The sequence below is a fragment of the Pseudomonas syringae pv. coryli str. NCPPB 4273 genome (assembly GCF_000972175.1).
In the GTDB taxonomy this organism is placed as follows: Bacteria; Pseudomonadota; Gammaproteobacteria; order Pseudomonadales; family Pseudomonadaceae; genus Aquipseudomonas; species Aquipseudomonas syringae.
This window is the reverse complement of record NZ_AWQP01000057.1, coordinates 1-19,017: the sequence shown is the minus strand read 5'-3', so window position 1 is coordinate 19,017 and position 19,017 is coordinate 1. Positions and strand designations below refer to the sequence as shown.

Sequence of the window (19,017 nt, the reverse complement as noted above, 5' to 3'; positions counted from 1 at the left end):
GGGCGAAAAGGTGACCTGAGTTGAACCTCAATCCACCTGATATCGCAGAACCGCTGTGTGACGCGGAGCGTCACGAAAGGCATTACCACGCGGAGCGTGGGAACGATAGTCAACTACATTCCAAATTAGCGCGCAGCACAAACCCCACTCAGCCAAACCCCACAATAGCCTTGGTCTCCAGATACTCTTCAAACCCCTGCACGCCGTACTCGCGACCGTTGCCCGAGCGCTTGTAGCCGCCAAACGGGGCCATCGGGTTCCAGGCGGGGTAGTTCAGGTGCACCTGCCCGGCACGAATGCGCGAAGCCACCGCGCGTGCCTGCTCGAGGTTTTGCCCCTGGACATGCGCACCCAGGCCATAGACCGTATCGTTGGCAATTGCGATAGCCTCCTCGACCGTATCGTAGGCAATCAGGCACAGCACCGGGCCGAAAATCTCTTCCCGGGCGATACGCATCGACGAGTCCACATCGGAAAACACCGTTGGCCGGGCATAAAAGCCTCGCTCATGGCCCTGCACCCGTCCCGGCCCGCCGCAGATAAGCTTCGCGCCTTCGCTCAGCCCGGCATCGATCATCGCCTGGACACGATGAAACTGTGCCTCATTGGCGATAGGGCCCAATACCGTCTGCTCCAACTGCGGGTCACCCACAACGATTGCCGCGGCCGTTTCGGCAGCCAGCGCTTCGACTTCTGCCAGTCGGTTCCTGGGCACGATCATTCGCGTCGGTGCGCTGCACGACTGACCCACATTGCGGAACGCGGCCATCACGCCGGGCGGCACGGCTTTGGCGAAGTCGGCGTCGGGCAGCAGGATATTCGGTGATTTGCCGCCCAGTTCCTGAGTCACTCGTTTAACCGTCGGCGCGGCGGCTTGCGCCACCAATGCGCCTGCCCGGTTGGAACCGGTGATAGAGATCATGTCGATATCAGGGTGGGCCGCCATCGCGCCACCAACCTCGGGGCCGCTGCCATTGACCAGATTGAACACCCCCTGCGGCAGACCGGCGTCATGCACCAGTTGCGCGAACAGCAGGGCGCTCAGGGGCGACAGTTCGCTGGGTTTGAGCACCACCGTGCAGCCGGCCGCGATGGCCGGGGCGACTTTGGCGGTGATTTGATACAGCGGCCAGTTCCACGGCGTGATCAGCCCGCACACACCGATGGGCTCGCGGTCGATCGCCGTGCCGCCTTCGACGGTGTGGAAGCGGTAGGTCGCCAGCAGGTCACGTGCGACACGCACGTGTTCTGCGGCCAGCGGCACCTGCATGGCCCGCGCCGAACTGATGGATGCGCCCATCTCCAGCGAGATCGCCTGCGCCAGCTGCTCCTTGCGCTCGATAATGAGCTCATGGATCCGGCCGATGACCTGGGCCCGGGCGTGTGGCGAGGTGCTGGACCAGTCGGCAAAGGCTGCCCGCGCTGCCGCAACCGCACGGTCGACATCGGCGGCCGAGCCACTGGCGACATGCGCCACCACTTCTTCGGTCGCAGGGTTGATCACCGCGATACTGACCGGGTCGAGCGGGGCGGACCAATGACCATCGATATACAGTTTCAGCGCGGTGTCCGGATCAACGTGATGGCTGTTCAAGGGCAGTGAGGTCATCCAGCGGGCTCCTTGGAGCAATAATGGTCAAGGCCAGGCCCTTTGCTGTCAGGCCGTTCGATACCCATAAGCTAACAAAGCAGTCTGGATAAAAAGCGCCGATCTGCCGGGCTGCAAAGAATAATCTGCTGTATGCAACCCGCTAACATGGCGGACCTGTTTCGGCCGTTTATCCGCGCTGTGATCAGCCGATCGCCTGAGTCACCAGCGTGAATTGCTGCACATCCGGGTTGGAGGCGGGCGGCGTCCCGAGCACCATGCGCGGTGCCCTGTCGACACACGGCAGCCCCAGGCTTTCGAGCCACGCCGCCAGCCCGCAGTCAGCCAGAATGTCGAAGCGCACGAACAGGCCGGGTATCTGTTGCAGCAGGTGTTCAATCAAACGTTGTGCCTGATTTACATCACCGGCAACCACCGGACCGATGATATGACCGCGTCCGAAACGGCGCAGCAGGGCGATGCCTTGCAACTGGCCTGCGTATTCAATACCGACCGCCTGTTCTGCATCGTGCAACAGATCAGTCAGCACGGCAGTGCGATCCAGGCCGCTGCCCGCGTTGGCCTGGCGGATCAGTTCTGCGTGGTCGGTCGTGCCCAGCGTACGAATCGGCAGGTCGTCTTTCGCTGGCGCCAGCCCTGACAGGTTGGCAACGCCCTGATGCTGCTGGATGCGTGCGAAGTCAACGAAACCCAGGCTCTGGTAAAGCGGCGCGCCCAGTTCCGTAGCGTTGAGGATCGGCGTGCGCGGTGCTGTTGCGTCGAGACACAGCTTCATCAAGTGGCGACCGATGCCTTTGCCCTGATGATCATCGCGGACGATCACCAGCCCGATCGAGGACCAGTCGCCCTGATGGCAGGTAAACGCCACGCCAACCAGCTGGCCATCGTGCTCGGCGACAAAACCCTCGGAAGTCCGTTGCACCATCGCCCAGTCCTGTTCGCGGTGTGGCCACTTGAGGCTTACTGAAAGGGCATGGGCTGCCGGGATATCCGCCGCAGTCACCGGGCGATACTGGTAGTGAGCGTCTGAGGTTGCAGGCATGGCGCCTCCGTTGCGATGAGGTGGGTGAGTGGTTTGGCTCATACCAGCTTTCCAGTGCTCATCAGGCTGGACATGAGCGGTATTTCGATGGCCGTCGGATCGGTGAAGCGGCGAATATCGAACGGGCTGATCAACGTGCGCGTGCTGCCGGTGCTGATCAGCTCGGCCATGACGTCACCGACGCCGGGACCAAGCTGAAAACCATGGCCGCAGAAGCCAAACGCGTAGAACAGGCCGTCGACTTTACCGCTGCGGCCCATGATCGGCAGCGAGTCCGGCGTGTAACTTTCGATGCCGCTCCAGACGCGGATGATGTTCAGCTTTTCTGCGCCCGGAAGCAGGCGTTTCATCTGTTTCATCTGGTTGATCAGGCTCTCCGGCTTGAAGTAGGCGCGGCGGTTGAGCATGTCCGGTTTATTGCGATTGCCGCCTCCGATGATGATGTTGCCGCGCGGGATCTGCCGGAAATAGATCACTTCTTCCTTGATCCTGGTAAACACCCCGATCACCGTCGGCAGCGCGTAAGGTATCGGTTCTGTCACCGACATCTGCGGTCCGTTGGGCTCAAGAGGGACAGACTCGCCGAACTGCTCGGCGAGCCTGGCGCCCCAGGCACCGGCAGTGATGAGCAACTGTTCGGCGACGAATAGCTGTCCATCGGCGGTGGTGACCTGAAACTCGCCGCCGACCTTCTGCACCTCGATCACTTCGGTGCGCTCTTCGATTCTTGCCCCCGCACGAATCGCCGCACGGGCGAACGCGGGGGCTGCCAGCCTTGGGTTGGCGTGCCCGTCATGGGGCGCATAGGAACCGCCTTTGACTTGCGCACCGAGAAACGGAAAACGGTCGTGCAGCGCCTTGCCGGAAAGGATCTGCAAGTCCAGCTCGCGGGCTTCCGGGGCAGCGGCATAGGCCTCCAGTTCGGCGATTTCGTCCTCGCGATAGCACACGCGCATATGCCCGCTGGGAATGAATTCCAGGTCTTCACCGATCAGCTCCGGCAGGCGCTTCCACAGGGCCCAGGAGCGATTGGACAGTTCCAGCTGGCCGAGAAACCGTCCCTGACGGCGCACGTTGCCGAAATTCACGCCGCTGGCGTATTGGCCGATCTGGTCGCGCTCCAGCAGGGTGACCGAACGGCCGTGCTGGCGCAGAAAAAACGCGGAGGACGCGCCCATGAAGCCGCCGCCGATAATCAGGACATCGCTTTTTTGTGGGGTCATGAGGGGCTCCCGCTCATGTGGATTGGCTACAACGCGCCAGCGCTTCGATCTCGATCAGGTAGCCGTGGTGCAATTCCGGAACCGGCACCACCGCGCGCGCAGGACGATGTTCGCCCAGATAGCCAGCGTAGAGGCGGTCGAAGGCAGGCCAATGCTGGACGCCGGCGATATAAATGGTCACTTTCAGCAGGTCATCCGTATTGCATCCCGCCGCGCCAAGGATGGCCAGCAGATTATCCAGCGCGACCGCAGCCTGGACCTCGAACGGCTCGCCGACGCTGTGACTGCCATCGGCGCGCACCGGCAGTTGTCCGGAAACATGCAGCGTGCCTTGATGCAGCATCGCCTGCGAATAATGCCCACCGGGTGCTGCGGCCAGGGACGTACTGATCGGTTTCATCTCACCAGCCATGCAGGCGACTCCAGGTATGGATTGCGCCTTCGCTGTCGCAGGCGTGGTAGTCCGGGAATTGCGCGCCGGTGGCACAGGCGTGGTTGGGCAGAATGCGCAGTCGGCTGCCGATGGGAAAACGCTCGCTGATGTCGGTCTCGCTGCCCGCAGCAAGCGTGATGATGCCGTGCTCCTGATTGGCACCGGTGACCCGTGCACCGTCGATCCATTCACCGCTTTCGCTGCACACCTGGCCGTAGCCGAAATCCTCGCGCTGACGCTGAGTGCCGCGATCGCGGCTCATGGCCATCCAGCCCGCATCAACGATGATCCAGCCCTTGTCCTGCTGATGGCCGATGACCGTGGTCAATACGCTCAGAGCCAGCTCATCTGCCTGGCATACGCCAATGTTGTGCATCACCAGATCGAAGAACACATACACCCCGGCGCGAACTTCGGTCACGCCGTGCAGGCTCTGCGCCGACAGTGCCGTCGGCGTCGAACCGATGCTGACGTCCGCACAGGGCAGTCCTGCCTGACGAATCCGCTGGGCGGCGCTGACGCAGAGCCTGCGTTCTTGTTCGGCGAGGGCCTGCAGCGCTTCAGGGGTGTCGAGGTCATAGCTGGACCCGGCGTGGGTCATTACCCCGCGCAGTTGCATGCCACCGTCGACCAGCGTGCGCGCGACCTCGACGAGCGAGGGGTCGTCGACGGTCAGGCCGGAACGGTGACCGTCGCAATCGATTTCAATCCAGACGTCGAAACGTTCGTCATGTGCCTGGCCGAAGGCGACAATCGCCCGGGCAGCCGCCACACTGTCGGTCAGGATGCTCAGACGGCAGCCCTTGCGCCGCAGTCTGAGTGCCTGCTCCAGCTTGCCGGGTGCAATGGCGACGGCATAGAACACGTCGTCGATGCCCTCGGCAAAGCAATGCTCAGCCTCCTTCAGCGTCGACACCGTGACACCGCTGGCACCCGCTGCAATCTGCGCCTGTATGACCGGCAGGCATTTGCTGGTCTTGACGTGCGGGCGCAAACGCACGCCCAGCTCGTTCATGCGTTGTTGCATACGCTGGATATTGTGCTGCATGCGCGACACATCGAGCAGCGCGACAGGCGTATCGAGAGAAGACAGGGAGGCTGACATGGAAAGCGCTCGTGTGGCTGGGTACGGGAGCCACTCTACGCAGCGATGATGAAGCTGTGGTTCAATACGTGATCATCAATCATTAAGCTGAAGTGAATGATCGCTATCGAAGACCTGCGTCTGGCCGTGACCCTGTCGCGCTGCGAATCGCTAAGTGCTGCCGCCAGAATCCTCAATGTCTCGCCGCCGGCGTTGTCGATGCGTTTGCGCAAACTGGAGACGCAACTGGGCATCACCTTGGCCAGTCGCGACGCCAGACGCCTGAGTCTGACCGCTGATGGTGAGCGTTTCGCCCGCGAAAGCGCACAGTTGCTGGAGCAACTGGAGTCACTCCCGGAGTCTTTCAGGCAGCGTGATGAACGGCTGGTGGGCACATTGCGTCTGGCAGCGCCGTTCGGTTATGGACGCCAGCGCATTGCGCCGCTGCTGGCGCGCTTCGCCAGGCTGCATCCGCAGTTGTGTCTGCAACTGGACCTGCGCGAAACACCCTGGCCGGACCGTCACGACAGCGATGCGGTGATACACATCGGCAGCCTCAATGACAGCCAGTGGATCGCCAGGCCGTTGGCACAGAATCATCGCTGGCTGTGCGCCAGCCCGGCGTATATCGAGCAACATGGTGTGCCCTCGACGCCCGAGCAGCTGGCTGGCCATCGCTGCATCTGCATTCGCGAAAACGATGAAGACGTCACCCTCTGGCACCTGAGCAAGGGCCAGACGAAAAAGACCCTGCGCATCGAGCCCGCGCTGCTCAGCAACGACGGCTCGGTCGCCCGGCGCTGGGCCGAGCAGGGGCTGGGCATTGTGTTGCGCTCGCAATGGGACGTCAGCGACGCCATTGCCAGCGGCAGGCTGGTGCGGGTGCTTGCCGATTGGCAACTGGCCAGTGCGCCGATCAACCTGCTGGTGCCTGTACGAAAGCATCGCAGCGCACGGGTACAGGCGTTGACCGAGTTTCTCGAGACCGCCCTGAAAGCCTGATTCGGCAAAGCACCGACACGCTGTTGGTCGCTGGGTTGAACACCTTAATTGACGCTCACGGCAACGCGCGGGTATAAACCGCGTCTTGTGTTTTTGTCGGATTTTTCTCCATGAGCTTCAGCCCCCTGATTCGCCAGTTGATCGATGCCTTCCGCGTGCTGCCGGGCGTCGGTCAGAAAACCGCCCAGCGCATGGCGTTGCAGTTGCTGGAGCGCGACCGCAGTGGCGGTTCGCGGCTGGCGCAGGCATTGGGGCAGGCGATGGATGGCGTGGGTCACTGCCGCTCGTGCCGCACGCTGACCGAAGAGGAACTTTGCCCGCAATGCGCAGACCCGCGTCGTGATGACACGCTGCTGTGCGTGGTCGAAGGCCCGACGGATGTCTATGCGGTGGAACAGACCGGCTACCGCGGTCGTTACTTCGTGCTCAAGGGCCACCTGTCGCCGCTCGACGGCCTGGGACCGGAGGCCATCGGCATTCCGCAGTTGATGGAACGCGTCAGCCAGCAGGGCACCTTCACCGAGGTGATCCTCGCGACCAATCCGACCGTGGAAGGCGAAGCGACGGCGCATTACATCGCCCAGTTGCTGCATGACAAGGGCTTGGTCGCATCGCGCATTGCCCACGGCGTTCCGTTGGGTGGCGAGCTTGACCTGGTCGACGGTGGCACGCTGGCGCACTCGTTTGCAGGGCGCAAGCCGATTGCAATGTGATACTGGCCAGCGCTTCTGCAGTCAGTAGCGCGGCGTAATATCGCGCTCGACAGGTGGCGCGTTCGGGTCCTGACCAGCCGGAAACTTGCCTTTCAGGTGCCAGGCGAACGCGATGATTTCGGCAATCGTGCGGTACAGCGGCTCGGGAATACTGTCGCCCAGTTCCATGCGTGCCAACAGCTTGACCAGTTCAGCGTTCTCGTAGATGGGCACTTCGTATTCGCGGGCAATGGCCAGAATCGCCTCGGCCAACTGGTCATCGCCCTTGGCGCTGAGCGTCGGGGCGTGCTGGCCGTCATAGCTGAGGGCAATCGCCTGGCGCGGAGTGTGTTCGGGTAGGCTCATCAGGCGTTCTCGTCGATCCAGCGTTGTTCGAGCGCGGTACGCGGACCGCTTGGTGGTGCGCCGTGACTGCAGGCCAGTTCGCCCACTGCCAGGCCGCAGGCTATCAGCCGTTCGCGCAGATACCCCAGCTCATGTTCGATCAATGCCGCACTGTCGGGGCGCTCGGCCCACAGCTGGCTGGACAGCGTGCCGCGCAGCAACTGTGCATGCACCTGCAAGGGCCCCAACGGCTCGAGATCGAACGCCAGGTCGACTTTCCAGAGCTTTTCCCGGGTGTCTTTGATCTCGATATCATCACGGTCTTCGGCCGCGTCCTGATCGGGCGTGTCTTCACGCTGCACCTTGACCTGCAAGGGCACGATGTCGTGGGCGTTGCGCATCGGCACTTCCAGCTGCCAGGTGGTTACCTGGGTGCCGTCTGCGTTGGTGCGGGTCTGCTCGAGCCCGCCCAGTTGATGGCTTTGCAGGCGTGAGACGGCAGCCGCAGCGAGCTTGAGGAGGATTTCCAGATCATCCTCCTTCTCGCCACCGCTGACCGTGCGCGATGGCAGCGGAAAAGTGCTTGGCTGAGTGCGTGCCGCGACCAGGCCCAGGGTGCCCAGCGCATTGCGGATTGCATTGGGCATCGTGCGCGCCAGGGTGTTGGACGCCGCCGCTGCGCCGTAAGACATGTTGTCCGGCAGGCCGGGAAGGATCTGGGCGATCAGGCGCATCAGGTTGGCTTTCATGTCCGGTAGCTGCTGCGCCGGGTTCAATCCGGCCAGCAGTCTGGCTTCCAGAAACACGCCACTGGCGTTCAGCGCCTGGGCCACGCCCTTGGGGGTGGTCATCTGCTCGACGTCGGGCAGGTCAGCGAGCAACTGGTTGATACTGGCCTGCAGCGGGGCGCTGATGGCCGGGCCGGGACTGGTCGGGCTGCCGGACTGCAGGTTTTGCAGGGCGTTGATCAGGGTGTCCAGCGAGCCTTGGCGATTTTGCTGTGCGGACAGTTGCTGCGCCAAGGCCAGTTGGTCGAAGCGACCGGGCAGGGCCACGAAGTTGAGTGCCTGATTGCCTTGTACCTGAGCGCTAAGGAGGCTGCCAACCGTCAGTGGCTGCGGGCTCTCGATGGTCAGGCTGGAACCCGCCAGCGCCGTGTTGAGCAGCATCACGATGGAGCGGTAGGTGGGCGTCGCAGCGGCCGGGTTCTGGGTGGCCAGTTGATTGACTGCCTGAGCGATCACCTGGCTGGTCATGACTTTGCCCTGCAGCAGCGTGCCGACCGGTAATTGTTGGGTGTCGATGCTGGTCATCGAGTTTTTCAGCGCGCCGTTGAGCTGCTGCAGTGTCAAGGTCAGCTCGTTGGCCGACGCCTGCGCCACTTGCAGCAGGCTGCCGGGCGTGAACGGGACGCTGCTGGTGACCGGTAAATTGGTCAGGCTGCCGTTGGCGAGCACCAGCCGCAACAGCAACTGGAAGTTCTGGTTGACCTGCTTGAGGGTCAGCACTTCGGCGTTAGCGGTTTCGCCTTCGGGGATCAGATTTTCCGCCGATTGCAGCATGGTCAGCACTTGCGCGGGGGAGATGCCGGCGCGCAACAGTGTCAGGGTGGCGTTTGTTGCCGGAACGCTGGTGATGTCGCCTGTCATTGAACTATCGACCCGAGGAAATTGCCCCTTTGATAACAGGACTCGCATGTATAATACCGGCCGAAACCGGACCAGCCGCCATTAACTTCTCTTCATGTAACGGCCGTATCAACTCCGACTTGAACCGCGTTTTACTCCGTATGTGTCTGTTTTGGCACATTTCGCGACGCAAAGCACTGGAAACGCCCGATGATCGCAGCCACCCCATTTTTGCAAGCGACGGCTCTGGCGTGTGAGCGGGACGGGCGGATGCTGTTCGAAAACCTCGATCTTCACCTGCACGCGGGCGACATGCTGCAGATCAGCGGTCCCAACGGCTGCGGCAAGACCAGCCTGCTGCGCCTGCTGTGCGGGTTGATGCAGCCAACGGCCGGGCAGGTAGTGCTCGACGCGCAGCCAGTGGATCGTGGGCCCGCGGCACCGGGCAGCAAGCTGTTGTGGATCGGTCATGCGCCAGCGCTCAAGGATGTGCTGACGCCGCTGGAAAACCTGTCCTGGCTCAGCGCGCTGCATCAGCCAGCCGATGCTGACGCCATAGCCACAGCCCTCGATGCGGTCGGTCTGGCAGGTTTCGAGGACGTGCCCTGTCACACCTTGTCAGCCGGGCAGCAGCGTCGCGTCGCGCTGGCACGTCTGTATCTGCCGGGCCCGCCACTGTGGCTGCTCGACGAGCCGTTTACCGCGCTCGACCGGCAAGGCATCGAGCAACTGGAAAACCACCTCGCCGGGCACTGTGAACACGGTGGCATGATTGTCATGACCACCCACCACAGCCTGAGCCGTCTGCCTGCGGGCTATCGGGACCTCGACCTGGGGCAGTGGTCAGCATGAGCAATGTGTTTGTTCTGCTGATGCTCCGTGAGGTGCGGCTGCTGGCGAGGCGTCCCGCAGAGCTGGCCAACCCGCTGGTGTTCTTCGCGATCGTGGTCGCCCTGTTCCCGCTGGCGCTGGGGCCGCAGACGCAATTGTTGCAAACCTTGTCGCCGGGGCTGGTCTGGGTGGCGGCACTGCTGGCCGTGCTGCTGTCGCTGGACGGGCTGTTGCGCAGTGATTTCGAGGACGGCTCGCTGGAACAGTGGGTCCTTTCGCCGCACCCGCTGGCCCTTCTGGTGCTGATCAAAGTGCTGGCACACTGGGTTTTTTCCGGGCTGGCACTGGTACTGTTGTCACCTTTGCTGGCCTTGATGCTCGGTCTGCCGGTGCAGTGCCTGCCGGTGTTGATGGTTTCGCTGCTGCTGGGCACCCCGGTGCTCAGCCTGCTGGGGGCGTTGGGCGCGGCGTTGACCGTGGGTTTGAAGCGTGGCGGTCTGCTGCTGGCATTGTTGATTCTGCCGCTGTACATCCCGGTGCTGATTCTGGGCAGTGGCGCGTTGCAGGCCGCGCTGCAGGGCATGCCGGCGACCGGCTATCTGCTGTGGCTGGGCAGCCTGGCGGCGCTGGCGATCACCCTGACACCCTTTGCGATAGCCGCTGGCCTGAAAATCAGCATCGGCGAATAATTGAGGTTCCGGGATCGAGACTTCGATGCCGGTCAACACCCTGGATGCACCCTGATGAAAAGCAACGCCATGAAAAGCAGCATCGGTTGGGCCTGGCTGCACACGCTCGGCTCGCCGAAAGGGTTTTATCGCGTCAGCGCACGCCTGCTGCCCTGGCTGAGTGTTGCCGCTTTGCTGTTACTGGTCATCGGTATGGTCTGGGGCCTGGCGTTCGCGCCGCCGGATTATCAGCAGGGCAACAGCTTCCGGATCATTTATATCCACGTACCCGCCGCGATGCTCGCCCAGTCCTGTTACGTCATGCTGGCCGTGTGCGGGCTGGTCGGGCTGGTCTGGAGAATCAAGCTGGCCGATGTCGCACTGCACTGCGCTGCACCGATTGGCGCGTGGATGACCGCGCTGGCGCTGGCGACCGGCGCGATCTGGGGCAAGCCCACCTGGGGAGCATGGTGGGTCTGGGACGCGCGACTGACCTCGATGCTGATTCTGCTGTTCCTGTATTTCGGCCTGATCGCGCTGGGCAATGCCATCAGTAACCGCGACAGCGCCGCCAAGGCCTGCGCGGTGCTGGCGATCGTCGGTGTGGTGAACATTCCGATCATCAAGTATTCGGTCGAGTGGTGGAACACCCTGCACCAAGGGTCGACGTTCAGCCTCACGGAAAAACCCGCCATGCCGGCTGAAATGTGGCTGCCGCTGCTGTTTACCACGCTGGGTTTCTACTGCTTGTTCGGCGTGCTGTTGATGATGCGCATGCGCCTTGAAGTGCTGCGTCGCGAAGCGCGCACGCAGTGGGTCAAGGCCGAGATTCTGCGCAGCCTGGGGCACACAGCTGCGCAGTCGGAGAACACGCTTTGAGTTTTGCATCGTTCAGCGATTTTCTTGCCATGGGCCGCCACGGCGTATTTGTCTGGTCGGCCTACGGTTTGTGCCTTGTGGTGCTGCTGGTCAACGTGGCGTTGCCGCTATGGGCGCGGCAGCGGTTTCTGAAACAGCAGGCACGCCGCCTGAAGCGGGAGAATCGCCCGTGAACCCGCTGCGCAAAAAACGCTTGTTGATCATTGTCGCGCTGCTGGCCGGTGTCGGTCTGGCCGTGACCCTGGCCCTCAGCGCCTTGCAGGAAAACATCAACCTGTTCTACACCCCCAGCCAGATCGCCAATGGCGAGGCACCCCTGGATACGCGGATTCGGGCTGGCGGTATGGTCGAGAAGGGCTCATTGCAGCGTTCGGCCGATTCGCTGGACGTGCGTTTTGTGGTCACCGATTTCAACAAGTCGGTGACCATCACTTATCGGGGCATTCTTCCCGATCTGTTTCGTGAAGGGCAGGGCATCGTGGCGCTGGGCAAACTCAATGCACAGGGCGTAGTGGTGGCCGATGAAGTGCTGGCCAAGCATGACGAGAAATACATGCCCCCCGAGGTCACCAAGGCTTTGCGTGACAGCGGTCAGGCAGCACCGGCTGCGTCTCCCACACCCGTCAAACAGGGTTGATCGATGATTCCCGAACTCGGCCATCTGGCCATGATTCTGGCACTCGGCTTTGCGCTGGTGCAGGCCATCATTCCGCTGATCGGCGCATGGCGCGGCGATCGCTTGTGGATGAGCCTGGCCCGTCCGGCAGCCTGGGGCCAGTTCAGCTTTCTGATCTTCGCCTTCGGTTGCCTGACCTACGCGTTCATGGTCGACGACTTCTCCGTCGCCTACGTTGCACAGAACTCCAACACCGCGCTGCCCTTGTACTACAAGTTCAGTGCCGTGTGGGGCGCGCATGAGGGGTCGTTACTGCTCTGGGCCTTGATTCTCGGTGGCTGGACCTTCGCCGTGTCGGTGTTTTCCCGGCAACTGCCCCAGGTGATGCTGGCGCGGGTCCTCGCCGTGATGGGCATGATCAGCCTGGGTTTCCTGTCGTTTCTGATCCTGACCTCCAACCCGTTCGCGCGTCTGTTGCCGCAGATGCCCGCGAATGGACGTGATCTGAACCCGTTGTTGCAGGATATTGGCCTAATCGTGCATCCGCCGATGCTGTACATGGGCTATGTCGGGTTCTCCGTGGCCTTTGCGTTCGCCATCGCGGCCTTGCTAGGCGGTCGACTCGACGCTGCCTGGGCGCGCTGGTCTCGTCCATGGACCCTGGTGGCCTGGGCCTTTCTCGGTATCGGCATCAGCCTGGGCTCATGGTGGGCGTATTACGAGCTGGGCTGGGGCGGCTGGTGGTTCTGGGACCCGGTGGAAAACGCCTCGTTCATGCCCTGGCTGGTGGGCACCGCGCTGATTCACTCGCTGGCGGTCACGGAAAAACGTGGCGTGTTCAAGAGCTGGACGGTATTGCTGGCCATTGCTGCGTTTTCTTTGAGCCTGCTGGGCACCTTCCTGGTCCGCTCCGGGGTGCTGACCTCCGTGCACGCCTTTGCCTCGGACCCGGCGCGCGGTGTGTTCATCCTGATGTTTTTGCTGGTCGTGGTGGGCGGCTCGCTGACCCTGTTCGCGATTCGCGCACCGGTGGTCAAAAGCCAGGTCGGATTCGGCTTGTGGTCGCGGGAAACCCTGCTGCTGGGCAATAACCTGTTGCTGGTGGTTGCCGCGTCGATGATTCTGCTGGGCACCCTTTATCCGCTGGTGATCGATGCCATGAGCGGCGCCAAGATGTCGGTCGGCCCGCCGTACTTCAATACGCTGTTCGTGCCATTGATGGGCTTGCTGCTGGTGGTGATGGCGGTCGGCGTACTGGTGCGCTGGAAGGACACGCCGCTGAAATGGCTGCTCGGCATGCTGGCCCCGGTACTGGTCGGCAGCGTCGTTCTGGCAGTGCTGGCCGGTCTGCTGCTGGGCGATTTCCAGTGGGCGGTGCTGGCGACCCTGATGCTCGCCGCCTGGGTACTGCTGGCCGGGATTCGTGACTTGCTCGACAAGACCCGCCACAAGGGTCTGCTCAGCGGCGCACGCGGTCTGACCCGCAGCTATTGGGGCATGCAGCTGGCGCACCTTGGGATTGTCGTGTGCGCGCTGGGGGTGGTGCTGTCGAGCCAGAACAGCGCCGAGCGCGATTTGCGCATGGCTCCCGGCGAGTCCACCGAACTGGGTGGGTATACCTTTGTCTTCGAGGGCGCCCGGCATTATGAAGGGCAGAACTTCACCTCGGATCGCGGCACTGTTCGCGTGCTGCGCAACGGCGTTCAACTGACCGAACTGCACCCGGAGAAGCGCCTCTACACCGTGCAGCAGTCGGTGATGACCGAAGCGGGCATTGATGCCGGTTTCAGCCGGGACCTGTATGTTGCCCTGGGTGAACCGCTGGGCGATGGTGCGTGGGCCGTTCGGGTTCACGTCAAACCGTTTGTGCGCTGGATCTGGCTTGGCGGCCTGCTGACCGGCCTGGGCGGGGTGCTGGCGGCGCTGGACCGGCGTTATCGCACCCGGGTAAAGAGCAAGGTGCGCGAGGCGTTGGGTTTGTCGGGAGCAGCACAATGAGACGCTGGGTCATGGTGCTGCCACTGGTGCTGTTTCTGGGCGTAGCGGCGTTTTTGTATCGCGGTTTGTATCTGGACCCCGCCGAGCTGCCCTCGGCACTGATCGGCAAGCCTTTTCCGGCATTCTCGCTACCGGCGGTGCAGGGTGAGCGGATGTTGAGCCGTGCCGATCTGCTCGGCAAACCTGCGCTGGTCAACGTCTGGGGCACCTGGTGCGTGGCCTGCCGGGTGGAGCATCCGGTGCTGACCCGGCTGGCGCAGCAGGGCGTGCTGATCTACGGCGTGAATTACAAGGACGTCAACGCGGACGCGCTGAAGTGGCTCAAGGAATTCCATGATCCTTATCAGCTGAATATTCGTGACCAGGACGGTTCTCTGGGCCTTAACCTGGGGGTGTACGGTGCGCCGGAAACCTTCCTGATCGATGCTCAGGGCGTCATTCGTTACAAACACGTCGGGGTCATCGACGACGCAGTGTGGCGCGAAAAGCTTGCAGCGCGTTATCAGCAACTGGTCGATGAGGCGCGGCCATGAAGCGCTACCTGGTGATCGTCCTGCTCGCCGTGCTGTGTTCCGGTATTGCCCACGCGGCCATCGACGCTTATGCCTTTCGCGACGATGCCGAGCGCGCGCGCTACAGCGAACTGACCCGAGAACTGCGCTGCCCGAAATGCCAGAACCAGGACATTGCCGACTCCAATGCGCCGATTGCCGCTGATTTGCGCAAGGAAATCTACCGCATGCTGGGCGAAGGGCAGAGCAATCAGCAGATCATCGATTTCATGGTCGATCGCTATGGCGATTTCGTTCGCTACAAGCCGAGCCTCAATGCACGCACCTGGTTGCTGTGGTTCGGGCCGGCCGGTCTGCTGGTCGGCGGACTCATGGTGATCGGCCTTATCGTTGGCCGCCGCAAGGCACAATCCGCTCACGCCGACGGACTTTCCGAAGATGAGAAGCAGCGTCTCGCCACCTTGCTGGATGAGCACCGCCGATGATCGACTTCTGGATGGCAACCGGGCTGTTGTTGATAGTCGCGCTGAGCTTTTTGCTGATTCCGCTGCTGCGCGGCCATCGTGCGCAACGGGAAGAAGACCGCACAGCTCTGAACGTGGCCTTGTATCAGGAGCGGTTGAGCGAGTTGCAGGTTCAGCACGAGCAGGGCGTGCTGTCGGTGGCGCAATTGCAGGCTGCACGTGCCGAAGCAGCGCGTGAGCTGCTTGCCGACACCGAAGGCGCCGAGCCCGCCCGCACATCGCGTCTGGGCAAGCCCTTGCTGGTGCTGGCTGCGCTGCTGGTGCCTGTGTTGGGGCTGGCGGGCTATCTCCAGCTGGGTGCCAGTGACCGGGTTGAACTGAGTCGCGAATTCGCTCGACCACCCACCTCGCTGGCAGATATGACCCAGCGCCTTGAGCGCAGCGTCCAGGCTCAACCGGATTCAGCCGAAAACCTGTATTTTCTGGCGCGCAGCTACATGGCGCAGAACCGTCCGGGTGATGCCGCGCAGATGTTCGAGCGCTCGGTGGCGCTGGCCGGAACGCAGCCCGAGTTGCTCGGGCAGTGGGCTCAGGCGCTGTATTTCGCCAGTGGCAAACACTTCACACCCCAGGTGCAGGCGCTGACCGACGAAGCGCTGCAGGCTGACCCCAAGGAAGTCACCAGCCTTGGTCTGCTCGGGATTGCCGCGTTCGAAACACAGCGCTATCAGGCGGCGGTGGATTACTGGACCCGGTTGCTCGCAGCACTGCCCGCAGATGACGCATCGCGGTCGGCACTGGAAGGCGGCATTGCCCGCGCCAGAGATAACCTCGCCAAACGCGCGGCAGACGCGGCGCCGGCAGTTAAGGCGAAGTCGATAAAAATTCATGTCGAGCTGGCTGCGGCACTTCAAGGCAAGGTAAGCCCGAACGACAGCGTGTTCGTCTTCGCCCGCGCCATCAATGGCCCGGCGGCACCTTTGGCGGTCAAACGCATTACCGTGGCGGACTTGCCTGCCGAGGTGGAACTGAGCGATGCCGACGCGATGATGCCGCAACTGAACCTGTCGAACTTCGCGCAAGTCCAACTGGTTGCGCGAGTGTCTCGCGCAGGGCAGCCAACCACCGGTGAGTGGGTCGGCCGCAGTCAGCCACTGGCCAGTGATACTGCAGCGCAGCAGGCATTGATCATCGACAGTCCGGATAACTAGAGAATTCGCTTATGTACCGTACCGCACGCATCACCTTGTTGGGTCTGGTTGTTGGCCTGAGTGCCTGTGCTGTCCAGCATCCGGCACCGCCACATAGCCAGGATCCTATCCTCAACCTGCCGGGTGGCCAGCAGCCAGGCGCGCCGCGTCCGAGTAGCGCGCCTTCGGAGCCTGCCAAGGCGCCTGCCGCCGCGCCGAAGTCCTCGGCCAGCTTCGCGCCGCCACCGGGCGGCGGCAGCCACTGGGACCCGCGCCTTGGCGTGTACGTGATGGACGGTCAGCCCAACACGTTCTATCGCCAGCGCACTTATTATCAGTGGAATGACGGCTGGAGTTGGGCAACCAGCCCCAACGGTCCGTGGCAGGCGACTGATGTCAGTGGCGTGCCGGCAGGGCTGGGCAAACAGTTCAGTAAATGATCCAGGCTCAATAAAAACGGCGACCTCGAAGGTCGCCGTTTTGCATGGCCTGAGCGGTTTATTTGCCCGGGTAGATCTGGTCGAACACACCGCCGTCGATGAAGTGGGTCTTCTGCACCGTGCGCCAGTCGCCGAAGGTTTTCTCCACCGAGAGGAAGTCCACTTTCGGGAAGCGATCGGTGTACTTGGCCAGCACCTGCGGGTCACGCGGGCGCAGGTAGTTTTTGGCCGCGATTTCCTGGCCTTCCGGTGACCACAGGTATTTCAGGTATTCCTCAGCCAGGGGGCGGGAGCCTTTCCTGTCCACGACCTTGTCGACCACACTCACCGGTGGCTCGGCTTCTGCCGACACGGAGGGGTAAACCACTTCGAATTGATCGCGACCGAATTCGCGGGCGATCATTTCCGCTTCGTTCTCGAAGGTGACCAGCACGTCGCCGATCTGGTTGGTCATGAACGTTGTAGTCGCACCACGCCCGCCGGTATCAAGCACTGGCACATGTCTGAACAGATCACCGACGAATTTCTTCGCCGCCGCTTCATCGCCGCCTTTTTTCAGGGTGTAACCCCATGCCGAGAGGTAGGTGTAGCGGCCGTTGCCCGAGGTTTTCGGGTTGGGCACGATGACTTCAACGCCATCCTTGATCAGGTCCGGCCAGTCCTTGAGGGCCTTCGGATTGCCCTTGCGCACAATGAACACCGTGGCCGAAGTGAATGGCGCGCTGTTGTTCGGCAGGCGGCTGACCCAGTCTTCCGGCACCAGCTTGCCATTGTCGGCCAGGGCATTGATGTCAGTGGCCATGTTCATGGTGATCACGTCAGCCGGCAGCCCGTCGATGACCGAACGCGCCTGCTTGCTCGACCCGCCGAAGGACATCTGCACGGTCACCTCTTCATTCTTCTCGGCTTTCCAGTGTTTCTGGAAGGCGCTGTTGTAGTCCTTGTAGAAATCACGCATCACGTCATAGGAGACGTTGAGCAGCGTTGGAGCTGCCTGGGCAGCGCTGGCAAAAGCCAGACCGGCGGCCAGTAGCGAGGCGGCGAAGAGTTTATTCACTGCAGGGTCCTTGAGATGAAGAGTCGTGTGACAAGCCTGATGGCGTAATGCCGCGACACTATCAGCATCGCGCCTGCGGTTTAAAGACCGAAAAGATCTTTGCTTATGCCTTGTGCTCTGTTTTTTTAAACAATTGATTGCCGCAGCGTGAGCAGAACGCCGCGCCATGCTCGTGAAGGTTTTTCGAGCACACCGGACAGTCGTGTTTCAACTGCTCGCCGCGCATGGCGTTGGCCAGCTCGGCGGTGAATATCCCGGTGGGCACGGCGATGATCGAGTAACCGGTAATCATCACCAGCGAGGAGAGCATCTGGCCGAGCGGGGTCTTGGGCACGATGTCGCCAAAGCCCACCGTCGTCAGGGTCACGATAGCCCAGTAAATGCCTTTGGGAATGCTGGTGAAACCATGCTCCGGACCTTCGATCACATACATTAGCGTGCCGAACACGGTGACCAGCGTAGACACCGTGACCAGAAACACGATGATCTTCTGCTTGCTGCCACGCAGCGCCGCCAGCAGGTAATTGGCTTGCCGCAGGTAGGTGCCGAGCTTGAGCACCCTGAAAATCCGCAGCATACGGATGATCCGCACGATCAGCAGGTATTGCGCATCGCTGTAATAGATAGACAGCACGCCCGGCACGATCGCCAGCAGGTCCACCAGCCCGTAGAAACTGAATGCGTACTTCAGAGGCCGTGGCGAGCAATACAGGCGCAGCATGTATTCGATAGCAAACATCAGCGTGAAGCCCCATTCGATCCACGCGAAGAGCATCGCGTAATCACGATGAATACTCTCGATGCTGTCGATGATAGTGACCAGCAGACTGAGCAGAATCGCGACCAGCACCGCCTTGTCAAACATCCGCCCGGCAGGCGTATTGGCCTCGAAAATAACAATATGCAGCCGCTCGCGGCGGCTGAGAGAGCTGTCCATGGTGGTTCCCGAATCAAAGATCGGGTGAGCCTAGGAGCATTGGGTGGTTGAGTGCAAGCACACAACACCTGCGGGAACGAGCCGGGCGACGCTTCGCTTGCTCGCGAAGAGGGCGTTATAGCCCGCGTAAAGGTGACCTGAGTTGAACCCCAATCCACCTGACACCACAGAGCCGCTGTGTGACGCAGAGCGTCACGAACTGCATTCCCACGCGGAGCGCCGGCACGATAGTCAGTATGTGACTCTAATGCGACACAACCTCATGCGTTGCCCGCAACCGCTGCCAACGCAGTGCTTTTCGATCACGATGGCACTGACGACAGATCGGAAAGAGCACACGTCTGAACTCCAGTCACCGATGTATCTC

At 62.0% G+C, this 19,017-nt stretch carries 21 protein-coding genes; 12 read left to right on the top strand and 9 right to left on the bottom strand.

Annotated elements, in window-relative coordinates:
• Nucleotides 1-148 precede the first annotated feature (148 nt).
• The 5 genes from P406_RS21615 to P406_RS21595 all read right to left on the bottom strand — a co-directional run bounded on the left by P406_RS21615 (nucleotide 149) and on the right by P406_RS21595 (nucleotide 5,412).
• Nucleotides 149-1,609, bottom strand: a complete 1,461-nt coding sequence (locus P406_RS21615) for an aldehyde dehydrogenase family protein (protein WP_046237333.1) — start codon at nucleotides 1,607-1,609, stop codon at nucleotides 149-151.
• A gap of 184 nt (nucleotides 1,610-1,793) precedes the next feature.
• Nucleotides 1,794-2,651, bottom strand: a complete 858-nt coding sequence (locus tag P406_RS21610) for a GNAT family N-acetyltransferase (protein WP_082100895.1) — start codon at nucleotides 2,649-2,651, stop codon at nucleotides 1,794-1,796.
• 38 nt (nucleotides 2,652-2,689) lie between these two features.
• On the bottom strand, nucleotides 2,690-3,874 hold the full coding sequence (locus tag P406_RS21605) for an NAD(P)/FAD-dependent oxidoreductase (protein ID WP_046237331.1): 1,185 nt from the start codon (nucleotides 3,872-3,874) through the stop codon (nucleotides 2,690-2,692).
• Nucleotides 3,875-3,887: 13 nt separating this feature from the next.
• Nucleotides 3,888-4,286 carry a RidA family protein gene (locus tag P406_RS21600; protein WP_024961271.1) on the bottom strand — a complete coding sequence of 133 codons (399 nt, stop codon included), beginning with the start codon at nucleotides 4,284-4,286 and terminating at the stop codon, nucleotides 3,888-3,890.
• Entirely contained in the window at nucleotides 4,276-5,412 is a 1,137-nt protein-coding gene (locus tag P406_RS21595; protein ID WP_046237330.1) for a DSD1 family PLP-dependent enzyme, read from the bottom strand. The genes P406_RS21600 and P406_RS21595 overlap by 11 nt, the downstream gene beginning before the upstream one ends.
• 96 nt (nucleotides 5,413-5,508) lie before the next feature.
• On the opposite strand from P406_RS21595, the gene P406_RS21590 reads away from it, so the two are divergent.
• Both P406_RS21590 and recR read left to right on the top strand, forming a co-directional pair.
• Entirely contained in the window at nucleotides 5,509-6,393 is an 885-nt protein-coding gene (locus tag P406_RS21590) for a LysR family transcriptional regulator (RefSeq protein ID WP_046237329.1), read from the top strand.
• Between the two features lie 110 nt (nucleotides 6,394-6,503).
• On the top strand, nucleotides 6,504-7,106 hold the full coding sequence (recR, locus tag P406_RS21585; protein ID WP_003316874.1) for a recombination mediator RecR: 603 nt from the start codon (nucleotides 6,504-6,506) through the stop codon (nucleotides 7,104-7,106).
• A 21-nt stretch (nucleotides 7,107-7,127) separates the two neighbouring features.
• On the opposite strand, the gene P406_RS21580 is transcribed toward recR, so the two are convergent.
• A complete protein-coding gene (locus P406_RS21580) occupies nucleotides 7,128-7,451 on the bottom strand; it encodes an EscU/YscU/HrcU family type III secretion system export apparatus switch protein (RefSeq protein WP_003316875.1) in 324 nt (107 codons plus the stop codon).
• On the bottom strand, nucleotides 7,451-9,079 hold the full coding sequence (fliK, locus tag P406_RS21575) for a flagellar hook-length control protein FliK (RefSeq protein WP_046237328.1): 1,629 nt from the start codon (nucleotides 9,077-9,079) through the stop codon (nucleotides 7,451-7,453). The genes P406_RS21580 and fliK overlap by 1 nt, the downstream gene beginning before the upstream one ends.
• A gap of 189 nt (nucleotides 9,080-9,268) precedes the next feature.
• On the opposite strand from fliK, the gene ccmA reads away from it, so the two are divergent.
• Genes ccmA through P406_RS21525 form a run of 10 tightly spaced genes read left to right on the top strand, consistent with a single transcriptional unit; the run spans nucleotide 9,269 to nucleotide 16,656 of the window.
• On the top strand, nucleotides 9,269-9,910 hold the full coding sequence (gene ccmA, locus P406_RS21570) for a cytochrome c biogenesis heme-transporting ATPase CcmA (RefSeq protein WP_032703043.1): 642 nt from the start codon (nucleotides 9,269-9,271) through the stop codon (nucleotides 9,908-9,910).
• Nucleotides 9,907-10,578: a heme exporter protein CcmB gene (gene ccmB, locus P406_RS21565; protein ID WP_003417786.1), complete on the top strand. Its 672-nt coding sequence runs from the start codon at nucleotides 9,907-9,909 to the stop codon at nucleotides 10,576-10,578. The genes ccmA and ccmB overlap by 4 nt, the downstream gene beginning before the upstream one ends.
• A gap of 54 nt (nucleotides 10,579-10,632) precedes the next feature.
• On the top strand, nucleotides 10,633-11,436 hold the full coding sequence (locus P406_RS21560) for a heme ABC transporter permease (protein ID WP_046237327.1): 804 nt from the start codon (nucleotides 10,633-10,635) through the stop codon (nucleotides 11,434-11,436).
• The gene (gene ccmD, locus P406_RS21555) at nucleotides 11,433-11,609 is read left to right on the top strand and encodes a heme exporter protein CcmD (protein WP_003422211.1); all 177 of its coding nucleotides are present in this window, start codon (nucleotides 11,433-11,435) and stop codon (nucleotides 11,607-11,609) included. The genes P406_RS21560 and ccmD overlap by 4 nt, the downstream gene beginning before the upstream one ends.
• Nucleotides 11,606-12,073 (top strand): cytochrome c maturation protein CcmE, encoded by a 468-nt coding sequence (gene ccmE, locus P406_RS21550; RefSeq protein WP_004417065.1) that lies wholly within the window; start codon nucleotides 11,606-11,608, stop codon nucleotides 12,071-12,073. The genes ccmD and ccmE overlap by 4 nt, the downstream gene beginning before the upstream one ends.
• Before the next feature lie 3 nt (nucleotides 12,074-12,076).
• A complete protein-coding gene (locus P406_RS21545) occupies nucleotides 12,077-14,050 on the top strand; it encodes a heme lyase CcmF/NrfE family subunit (protein ID WP_046237326.1) in 1,974 nt (657 codons plus the stop codon).
• Nucleotides 14,047-14,583, top strand: a complete 537-nt coding sequence (locus tag P406_RS21540; RefSeq protein WP_003319244.1) for a DsbE family thiol:disulfide interchange protein — start codon at nucleotides 14,047-14,049, stop codon at nucleotides 14,581-14,583. The genes P406_RS21545 and P406_RS21540 overlap by 4 nt, the downstream gene beginning before the upstream one ends.
• On the top strand, nucleotides 14,580-15,047 hold the full coding sequence (locus tag P406_RS21535) for a cytochrome c-type biogenesis protein (RefSeq protein WP_046237325.1): 468 nt from the start codon (nucleotides 14,580-14,582) through the stop codon (nucleotides 15,045-15,047). Before P406_RS21540 ends, P406_RS21535 begins: the two co-directional genes overlap by 4 nt.
• The gene (gene ccmI, locus P406_RS21530) at nucleotides 15,044-16,237 is read left to right on the top strand and encodes a c-type cytochrome biogenesis protein CcmI (RefSeq protein WP_046237324.1); all 1,194 of its coding nucleotides are present in this window, start codon (nucleotides 15,044-15,046) and stop codon (nucleotides 16,235-16,237) included. Before P406_RS21535 ends, ccmI begins: the two co-directional genes overlap by 4 nt.
• An 11-nt stretch (nucleotides 16,238-16,248) precedes the next feature.
• Nucleotides 16,249-16,656 carry a hypothetical protein gene (locus tag P406_RS21525; RefSeq protein ID WP_046237323.1) on the top strand — a complete coding sequence of 136 codons (408 nt, stop codon included), beginning with the start codon at nucleotides 16,249-16,251 and terminating at the stop codon, nucleotides 16,654-16,656.
• A 58-nt stretch (nucleotides 16,657-16,714) separates the two neighbouring features.
• On the opposite strand, the gene P406_RS21520 is transcribed toward P406_RS21525, so the two are convergent.
• Both P406_RS21520 and P406_RS21515 read right to left on the bottom strand, forming a co-directional pair.
• Complete coding sequence (locus P406_RS21520) at nucleotides 16,715-17,713, bottom strand: sulfate ABC transporter substrate-binding protein (RefSeq protein WP_003412272.1); 999 nt, start codon at nucleotides 17,711-17,713, stop codon at nucleotides 16,715-16,717.
• A gap of 103 nt (nucleotides 17,714-17,816) precedes the next feature.
• Nucleotides 17,817-18,650 (bottom strand): ion transporter, encoded by an 834-nt coding sequence (locus tag P406_RS21515; RefSeq protein ID WP_003417779.1) that lies wholly within the window; start codon nucleotides 18,648-18,650, stop codon nucleotides 17,817-17,819.
• Nucleotides 18,651-19,017: the final 367 nt, after the last annotated feature.

Coding starts and splice junctions, on each gene's coding strand:
- P406_RS21615 (WP_046237333.1), bottom strand. CDS start 1,609: ATGACCTCACTGCCCTTGAACAGCCATCACGTTGATCCGGACACCGCG.
- P406_RS21610 (WP_082100895.1), bottom strand. CDS start 2,651: ATGCCTGCAACCTCAGACGCTCACTACCAGTATCGCCCGGTGACTGCG.
- P406_RS21605 (WP_046237331.1), bottom strand. CDS start 3,874: ATGACCCCACAAAAAAGCGATGTCCTGATTATCGGCGGCGGCTTCATG.
- P406_RS21600 (WP_024961271.1), bottom strand. CDS start 4,286: ATGGCTGGTGAGATGAAACCGATCAGTACGTCCCTGGCCGCAGCACCC.
- P406_RS21595 (WP_046237330.1), bottom strand. CDS start 5,412: ATGTCAGCCTCCCTGTCTTCTCTCGATACGCCTGTCGCGCTGCTCGAT.
- P406_RS21590 (WP_046237329.1), top strand. CDS start 5,509: ATGATCGCTATCGAAGACCTGCGTCTGGCCGTGACCCTGTCGCGCTGC.
- recR (WP_003316874.1), top strand. CDS start 6,504: ATGAGCTTCAGCCCCCTGATTCGCCAGTTGATCGATGCCTTCCGCGTG.
- P406_RS21580 (WP_003316875.1), bottom strand. CDS start 7,451: ATGAGCCTACCCGAACACACTCCGCGCCAGGCGATTGCCCTCAGCTAT.
- fliK (WP_046237328.1), bottom strand. CDS start 9,079: ATGACAGGCGACATCACCAGCGTTCCGGCAACAAACGCCACCCTGACA.
- ccmA (WP_032703043.1), top strand. CDS start 9,269: ATGATCGCAGCCACCCCATTTTTGCAAGCGACGGCTCTGGCGTGTGAG.
- ccmB (WP_003417786.1), top strand. CDS start 9,907: ATGAGCAATGTGTTTGTTCTGCTGATGCTCCGTGAGGTGCGGCTGCTG.
- P406_RS21560 (WP_046237327.1), top strand. CDS start 10,633: ATGAAAAGCAACGCCATGAAAAGCAGCATCGGTTGGGCCTGGCTGCAC.
- P406_RS21545 (WP_046237326.1), top strand. CDS start 12,077: ATGATTCCCGAACTCGGCCATCTGGCCATGATTCTGGCACTCGGCTTT.
- P406_RS21540 (WP_003319244.1), top strand. CDS start 14,047: ATGAGACGCTGGGTCATGGTGCTGCCACTGGTGCTGTTTCTGGGCGTA.
- P406_RS21535 (WP_046237325.1), top strand. CDS start 14,580: ATGAAGCGCTACCTGGTGATCGTCCTGCTCGCCGTGCTGTGTTCCGGT.
- ccmI (WP_046237324.1), top strand. CDS start 15,044: ATGATCGACTTCTGGATGGCAACCGGGCTGTTGTTGATAGTCGCGCTG.
- P406_RS21525 (WP_046237323.1), top strand. CDS start 16,249: ATGTACCGTACCGCACGCATCACCTTGTTGGGTCTGGTTGTTGGCCTG.
- P406_RS21515 (WP_003417779.1), bottom strand. CDS start 18,650: ATGGACAGCTCTCTCAGCCGCCGCGAGCGGCTGCATATTGTTATTTTC.